The organism is Acidisphaera rubrifaciens HS-AP3 (genome assembly GCF_000964365.1).
GTDB classification, from domain to species: domain Bacteria; phylum Pseudomonadota; class Alphaproteobacteria; order Acetobacterales; family Acetobacteraceae; genus Acidisphaera; species Acidisphaera rubrifaciens.
In genome coordinates this window covers 1-3,955 of sequence record NZ_BANB01000518.1, presented here as the reverse complement: position 1 = coordinate 3,955, position 3,955 = coordinate 1, and the positions used below count along the sequence as shown (strand labels likewise).

3 protein-coding genes are annotated in these 3,955 nt (G+C 71.3%); 2 read left to right on the top strand and 1 reads right to left on the bottom strand.

Annotated features, from left to right (window positions below; genetic code table 11):
* Together B8460_RS13990 and B8460_RS13985 are read left to right on the top strand one after the other, a co-directional pair.
* Positions 1-1,824 (top strand): chloride channel protein (locus B8460_RS13990; RefSeq protein WP_048862226.1); only part of this gene is annotated, 1,824 nt, incomplete at its 5' end.
* Positions 1,825-1,850: 26 nt separating this feature from the next.
* Positions 1,851-2,690: an enoyl-CoA hydratase-related protein gene (locus B8460_RS13985; protein ID WP_048862225.1), complete on the top strand. Its 840-nt coding sequence runs from the start codon at positions 1,851-1,853 to the stop codon at positions 2,688-2,690.
* 1 nt (position 2,691) lies between these two features.
* On the opposite strand, the gene B8460_RS13980 is transcribed toward B8460_RS13985, so the two are convergent.
* Positions 2,692-3,081 carry an MAPEG family protein gene (locus B8460_RS13980; protein ID WP_048862224.1) on the bottom strand — a complete coding sequence of 130 codons (390 nt, stop codon included), beginning with the start codon at positions 3,079-3,081 and terminating at the stop codon, positions 2,692-2,694.
* Between the last annotated feature and the right edge of the window lie 874 nt (positions 3,082-3,955).

Here is a 3,955-nt window from a genome sequence, read left to right as displayed (position 1 = left end):
CCGCGCGCCGCCCGCGCCGCCGCGACCGCGCGCGCACGGTCGCGGGCGCAGCATCGCCATCGCCGCCTCGGCGAGGCGGTGCTGCATGCGCCGCAGGTACTGCGCGCGCTGGTCCGCGCCGACGAGCTATGGCTGGTGCTGCTGGCCGCGCTGGTCGGCGCGACGGCCGGACTGCTCGTCTCGGCCATGACGCAGGGCACGCAGCTGATCCACCGGCTGTTGTTCGACCTGCATCACGGCGAGCGCCTGTCGGGGGCGACGTCGATCGAGCCGCTGCGGGCGATCCTGGTGCCGGTGCTGGGCGGCCTGCTGATCGGCGTGGTCGGTCTGGCGATCGCGCGGCTGCGGCCGCGTCGCGCGGTCGACCCGATCGAGGCCAATGCCCTGTACGGCGGCCGCATGTCGCTCACCGACGGCTGGATCGTGGTGCTGCAGACTGTCATGTCCAACGGCTTCGGCGCCTCGGTCGGGCTGGAGGCGGGCTATACGCAGATCGGCGGCGCGGTCGCCTCGCGCATCGGTCGCAGCTTCCGCCTGCGCCGCAGCGACCTGCGCCTGATGGTCGGCTGCGGCGCCGCCGCCGCCATCGCCGCCGCCTTCAACGCGCCGCTCGCCGGCGCCTTCTATGGCTACGAGCTGGTGATCGGCACCTATTCGATCGCGACGCTGGCGCCGGTGGTCGTGGCGTCCATCGTCGCGACGGCGGTGATCGGCGCGATCGGCGGAAGCCCCGCCGGGCTCGAGGTGGTGGTGCCCGCGACGGTCGAGGGGATCGACTACGTCCCCCTGCTCGGCGTCGGCGTGCTGTGCGCGCTGATCGGCATCGGCGTGATGCGCGGCGTGACCCTGACCGAAAGCCTGTTCCGCCGCTCGCGCGTGCCGGCCTGGCTGCGCCCGGCGATCGGCGGCATCGCGGTGGGCGGCCTCGCCCTGATTACCCCGTCCGTCATGTCGTCGGGGCACTCCGCCCTGTCGGTCAGCGTCGCCGCGTCCTATCCGCTGGCCTGGGTCGCGGCGCTGATCGCGATGAAGGCGGTGGCATCGGCCGTGTCGATCGGATCGGGGTTCCGCGGCGGCCTGTTCTTCGCCTCGCTCTATCTCGGCGCGCTGGTCGGCAAGCTGTTCGCCGGCGTCTGGACGCTGCTGAACGCCGCGCACATCGTGCCGATGGTCGTCTGCGCCATCGTCGGCATGAGCAGCATGGCGGTGGCCATCGTCGGCGGCCCGCTGACGATGACCTTCCTGGCGCTGGAGGAGACGGGCAGCCTGCCGCTCACGGCGATCGTGCTCGCCGCCTGCGTCGTCTCGGCGCTGACGGTGCGGCGCACCTTCGGGTATTCCTTCGCCACCTGGCGCTTCCATCTGCGCGGCGAGGCGATCCGCAGCGCCGTCGATATCGGCTGGATGCGCAACCTGACGGTCGGGCGGATGATGCGGCGGGAGGTGCGCACCGTGCGCGCCGACGCGACCCTCGCCGCCTTCCGCCGCGACTTCCCGCTCGGCTCGACGCAGCGCGCGGTCGTGGTGGACGGCGACGGGCGCTATGCCGGAATCGTGCTGGTGCCGGAGGCGCATGCCGACGACAACGGCGGCGCCTCGCCCGCCACCCTCGCCGACCTGCTGCACTATCAAGACGCCTATCTGCTGCCGCAGATGACGATCAAGGAAGCGATCGCCCTGTTCGAGACGGCGGAGAGCGACGCGCTCGCCGTCCTCGACGGGCGCGACAGCCGGCGGGTGATCGGCATACTGACCGAGCAATACGCGCTGCGCCGCTACAGCGAGGAGCTGGACCGGCGGCGCAAGGAACTGTCCGGCGAATAACGCCGCGCAACGGGGGATACGCACGCATGACGAGCGCACCGGAACTGATCGTGACGCAGGACGGCCCGGTCGCGCATCTGCGCCTCAACCGGCCGGACAAGCGCAACAGCCTCAACACCGCATTCTGGCGCGACTTCCCGGCCGCCCTGCGCGCGCTCGACGCGCCGGGCACGGTGCGCGCCGCCGTCCTGTCGGGCGCCGGCCCGGCCTTCTGCGCCGGCATGGACGTCGCGGTGTTCAGCGAAAGCGCGTCCTTCTGCCTCGACAGCGGGCGGGCGCGCGACGCCTTCATCAGCATGGGCCGCGCGCTGCTGGCGACGGTGGCGGCGATCGAACAGGTGCGCTTTCCGGTGATCGCGGCGATCCACGGCGCCTGTGTCGGCGGGGGCATGGAAATCGCCGCGGCTTGCGACCTCCGCTATGCGACGGCGGACGCGCAGTTCCGCATCGAGGAGATCAACATCGGCATCATGGCCGATCTCGGCAATCTCCAGCGCGTGCCGCGCCTGCTGCCGCAGGGCATCGCGCGCGAGCTGGCCTTTACCGGCGCGACGCTGACCGGCGCGCGCGCCGCCGCCTACGGCTTCGTCAACGAGGCGCTGGCGGACGCGGACGCGGTGCTGGCGCGGGCGCTGGAGACGGCGCGGCTGATCGCCACCAAATCGCCGCTGGCGGTGCGCGCGAGCAAGGACGCGCTCAACTACAGCCGCGACCACGGCATCGCGGATTCGCTCGACCGCGGCATGGTGATGAATGCGGCGGTACTCGATGCCGCCGATCTGGCCGAAAGCTTCCGCGCGCGCGGCGAACGACGCCAGCCCGTCTATCGCGATCTGGCGCCGCTGCCGGGCGCGGACGAGGCATAAGTCAGACGAACAGCGCGGCGGCGACCATCGCGATGCCGGCGAGGCTCGCGAACCAGGCGAGCGTGCGCAGATAGGGCACGCCGAGGATGTACACCACCGCGTGCGCCACGCGGGCGTAGAAGAACAGCTCCGCCCCGTGCGCCGTCATCGGCGACGCCTTCTGCGCGAGGTGGACCACCAGCACCAGGGCGGCGAACGGGACAAGGTTTTCTACCAGATTGAGGTGCGCGCGCCGCGCGCGGCCGCGCCAGCCGGGCACCTCGCCCATGCCCTCGCGGTTGCCGGCGGCCATCGGCAGCCCGTCGGCGGCGATCATGCCGAGCGTATAGGGAAAGGCCAGCAGCACGCAGAGGATGGCGCTGTAGGCGAGCATCGTCAGGTCTATGGTCATCGGGACGGTCCTGTATTCATTTTGGTATCGTTGGCCGCGACAGCACGGCTTTTTTACTGATACGCCGCCCGCCGCGCGGTATCGATCCAAATCCGCGCGCTGGCCCAGGAAAGCCAGACGCGATGCAGCCGCAACACATCCGAGCCGAGCAGCCCGTCGCCCAGAAACGCCGGCAGCGGCGCCACGGGGATATACGGATGATTGTACGAGAGTGGGCCGATGCGCAGCTCGTCGAACCGATGGACATGCACCAGCGTGACGTCCTGCGACATGCCGCGCACCCGCAGCGTCGGATCGCCGGCCAGCATCGCCTCGGTCATGTGCAGCTGCTGCAACGCGGCGACGGCGACGGTGGTCGTCTCGGACCCGGTATCGACCGTGGCGCTCAACGTCTGTCCGTCGATCGTCATCGGCACGCGCAGCTGTCCGCGCGACGTGCGTTCGGCCGTCACCGCAAACCAGTCGCCGGCGACGGGCGGCGACGCGTCGGGACAGTCGCGCGCGCGGTACAGCGTGGCGCGGCCGTCCGGCAGATCGAGATCGAGATCGTACTGCGATAGTATGTCGTCACCCAGCAGCCCGTCCGGCACCGTCCGATCGTCGGACGCCAGGGTGAAGCCGGCGACGATCACCGGGCGGTTGCGCAACACGACCTTCCCCAGATCGAGCCGCGCGGCATCGGCGCCGCCGACCGACGCCGCCGGCCCGACGCCCACGATGCGCGCCGCATCCGCCGCGTCGTCGCGCGCCAGATGCAGCCGTGCGACCGCCGCGTCGGTCAGCAGCGTCGTCTCGGCCCCGGTGTCGAGGATCAGCGTCACCGGGGCGCCGTCGATGGTCGCGTGCACAGATCGGAAGAGCACACGTCTGAACT